Source organism: Spirillospora sp. NPDC046719, from assembly GCF_040645715.1.
GTDB lineage: Bacteria > Actinomycetota > Actinomycetes > Streptosporangiales > Streptosporangiaceae > Spirillospora.
In genome coordinates, this window is record NZ_JBEYYT010000696.1 from 1 (window position 1) to 3,400 (window position 3,400).

At 78.0% G+C, this 3,400-nt stretch carries 3 protein-coding genes; 2 read left to right on the forward strand and 1 reads right to left on the reverse strand.

From position 1 onward, the window contains the following. Positions 1-98: 98 nt before the first annotated feature. Together ABZ914_RS48780 and ABZ914_RS48785 are read left to right on the forward strand one after the other, a co-directional pair. Complete coding sequence (locus tag ABZ914_RS48780) at positions 99-773, forward strand: hypothetical protein (RefSeq protein WP_500201425.1); 675 nt, start codon at positions 99-101, stop codon at positions 771-773. Between the two features lie 142 nt (positions 774-915). Next, a complete protein-coding gene (locus ABZ914_RS48785) occupies positions 916-2,043 on the forward strand; it encodes a helix-turn-helix transcriptional regulator (protein ID WP_500201426.1) in 1,128 nt (375 codons plus the stop codon). 51 nt (positions 2,044-2,094) lie between these two features. On the opposite strand, the gene ABZ914_RS48790 is transcribed toward ABZ914_RS48785, so the two are convergent. After that, positions 2,095-2,817: an ATP-binding protein gene (locus tag ABZ914_RS48790; protein ID WP_500201427.1), complete on the reverse strand. Its 723-nt coding sequence runs from the start codon at positions 2,815-2,817 to the stop codon at positions 2,095-2,097. Between the last annotated feature and the right edge of the window lie 583 nt (positions 2,818-3,400).

Below are 3,400 nucleotides of genomic sequence, written 5' to 3' on the forward strand. Positions count from 1 at the left end.
CGGGATGAACGACTCGATCAGCGGGTGCTCGGTCAGCACCACCGGGGAGCCCGCGCACCACAGCAGCGCGCCCCACGCGGCGGCTGCGCGGGCAGGAGGTGTCGAGCGCGTCGGCGCCGGCGCTGCTGCTGATCGGCGCGCCGTCCAGCGGCCAGCGGCGGCTGGCGCGGATGGTGGCGCGGGCGCTGGCGGAGGTGGAGGCCTCCAGCGGCGAGGTCCATTCGGTGCACGCCGAGGACCTGCGCGACGCGGGCCCCGAGGGGCTGCGGGCGGCGCTGGAGGAGCACGCCGGGCACGTGCTGCTGCTGGACGGCCTGGACGGGCTGATCCTGGACGAGGCGCAGGGCGCGGCGTACGCGTCGGTGCTGTACCGGACGCGGCTGGAGGGCGTCAACGACACCGCGCTGCTGGGTACCTGCGAGCCGGACCGGGTCGGGGAGCTGTCGGCGGCGTCGCCGGAGCTGGTGACCGATCTGCGGGCGGTGCGGCTGCCGGACCTGGCCGACGGGCGGGCGCGGTCGGCGCTGATCGGGCTGCTGGCCGAGGAGCGGTCGCTGCGGCTGGGCTCGGACGCCTGGGCGGTGGTGGAGCGGGAGGCGGCCACGCTGCGCCCGCGCGGCCGGCTGACCGGCGCGCGGCTGGTGGAGGCGTACCTGGACCGGGCCGCGACGCGGCATCTGGGCAGCGCGGAGGCGACGCAGGCGATCGGCAGCGCGCTGACGCTGACGGCGGCGGACTTCGCGGGGCTGGCGGCCGAGCTGTCGGGCCGCTGACCCGCCCCGCCGGGGCCGCCCCGGCGGGCCGGTGCCGGTGGGCGGTGCCGGGGCGGCGGTGTCGGCGGGATCGCCTGTGCCGTAAGGGTTACAGGCGTCTTCGGCGCCGCATAATGTCGGCGGCGGCGGTCACGATGGGTGTGTGGAGCATGCCGATCGCGTGGACCGGCTCCTGGCGCTCGTCGCGGAGCTGCGCGCCGCCTCGCCCGAGCCGCTGGAGCCGCGGGAGCTGGCGGCGCGGCTGGAGGTCAGCGAGCGGACGGTGCGCCGCGACCTGGAGCTGCTGACGCACGGCGGGCTCGAGGTCCGGCAGCTCGGCCGCCGCGGGTACGTGCTGGAGGGGCCGGCGGAGCCGGAGCCGCTGAGCGAGGTCGCGTCGCTGATGGGCCCGGTCCGCGACACCCTCGCCGAGGCGGTGCGGCGGCGCCGGATCGTGCGGCTCGCCTACACCGACCGGTCGGGCACGCGCAGCTTCCGGGACGTGGAGGCGCACGGGCTGGTCACCGCCCCCTACGGGGAGTACCTGGTGGGGTGGTGCCTGAAGCGGGACGGGCCGCGGATGTTCCGGCTGGACCGGGTGGGCGCGGCGGTGCTGTCGGGGCGCGGCGCGGACGTGCGGGATCTGGACGGGCTGCTGGCGGCGCTGCGGGTGCCGATGCCGCGTCCGGCGGCGGAGGCGGGGCGGCGCGGTCCGGCGGGTGCGGCGCGGGCCCGGGCGTGGACCCTGGACCGGTTGGAGTTCGTGCGGGCGCGGCTGCGGGAGGCGGCCGCTGAGGTGCGCGGCGGCGGGGAGGGCGCGGCGGCGCTGCGGGGCGTGCTGGGGCATCTGGCGGAGTGGACGCGCTGGCAGCTGGCGGCGATCCGGGCGGCGGCGACCGGCGAGGACCCGGTGCTGGAGGGGCGGCGTCCGCCGTTCCCGGCCGCGTTCGACCGGGAGCTGCCCTACGAGGCGCGGGAGCGGATGATCCAGGACGCGATGGCGCCGCGGTCGCTGGGGGATCTGGTGCGGGACCTGAGCCAGGTGCTGGAGGCGGCGGCGCACTGGGCGGCCGACTGCGACGACGCGCTGTGGGAGGGCGAGCTGCCCGACCCACGCCCGTACGGGCCGCCGGGCCCGCCGCGTCCGCTGGCGGATCTGCTCGCGGGGTGGCGGGGGCCGCTGGCGCACGTGGAGTGGCATCTGGACCGGCTGACCGACGAGCCGCCTCGGCCGCCGTCCGGTGACGAGGAGGACGTCTGGGTGGTGGACCGCTGCCCGCTCCAGGCCTGACCCACCGGACGGCGGCCGGGTGGCGGGGTGGCGGGGCGGCGGAGCCGGCTCCTAGGTGGGGGCGGGTCCGGCGCCGGCGGTGTCGGGCGGGGTCGCCGCGGCGGCGCGCGTCCCTTCGGCGGGCGTCCCTTCGGCGCGGTGCAGGTCGCGGGTGAACCAGACGGTCTTGCCGGTGGGGTGGGTGCGGGCGCCGAACCCGGTGGCGAGCGCGGTGACCAGCAGCAGTCCGCGGCCGGCCTCGGCCCAGTCGAGGACGGGGGGCGCGGGCGGCGCTCCGCCGGGCGCGGCGGGGTCGGCGTCGCCGACCTCGCCGGTGAGGCGGGCGTCGTCCAGGCGCAGGCCGAGGCGGACGGGGCCGGTGCCGTGCACGACCGCGTTGGTGACCAGTTCGTCGACCATCAGGACGATGTCGTCGACGTCGCCGGGGTCGGTGACGCGCCAGCCGTCCAGGGCCTGCGCGGTGAGGGCGCGTGCGCGCGCGGCGGTGCGCCGCTCGGCGGGCAGTTCCCAGGACACGGCGCGCTCCTCTCCCGCCCCGGCGCCCTGCCCGTTGCCCGCTGCGATCCCCGGTCCGATCCCCAGGCCGTTGCCCTGCCCGTTGCCCAGCCCGTTGCCCTGCCCGTTGCCCTGCCCGTTGCCTTGCCCGTTGGTTCGCCCGTTGGTGCGGCGGGCGGTGGTCCCGCCGGCGGCGGGGTCGATGATGTCGATGCTGCGTTCGCCTGCGGCGTCCGCACCGGTGCTTCCGGTGCCGGCGCCGTTCCCCTCGAGTTCCACGTCCCCGTCTCCTCACCGTACGGCGGTGTGCGCGGGCCGGTGGCGCCCGCCGGGTGTTCCCCGTCCCGGCGGCCGGTTCCGGCGTTCTCCGCGTCGGTTCATCTTCAGGGACGCATCGGGCGCGGGGGCGGTGCACGGGCGCAGGCAATCCTCACCCGCGGGTGAGGTGATGGTGGACACGCGGGCGGCCCCGGTGGAATGAGCAGGGTCCGGTTGCCGTTATGGTGGGTGGCGTCGGTGTGGCATGTGTCCCCCGGGCTCTACACAACGCCTTCGGGGAATACCGCCGGTCCGTACGGTCCGGGCTGGAACTCCGTTGTGCCTTTCGCCGTGAGGCGACCACCACACCGGCTCAAGCGCCGAGGCCCCGGCGAGATCTCTCTCGCCGGGGCCTCGGCGTTCGCCGTCTCGGGGCCGGTCCGTTCCGGGGGACGGCGGTGGAGCCCGCGGGTGGTCAGGGGTGGGTGCGTGCGCGGCGGGCCTGCTTGCCGGGGGCGGGGTGCCCGGGCGGGGGGCGGCCGGGGCGGGTGGCGGCGCGGGTCACTGCAGAAGGGCGGTGGCGATCGCGGCTCCGACGGCCGCC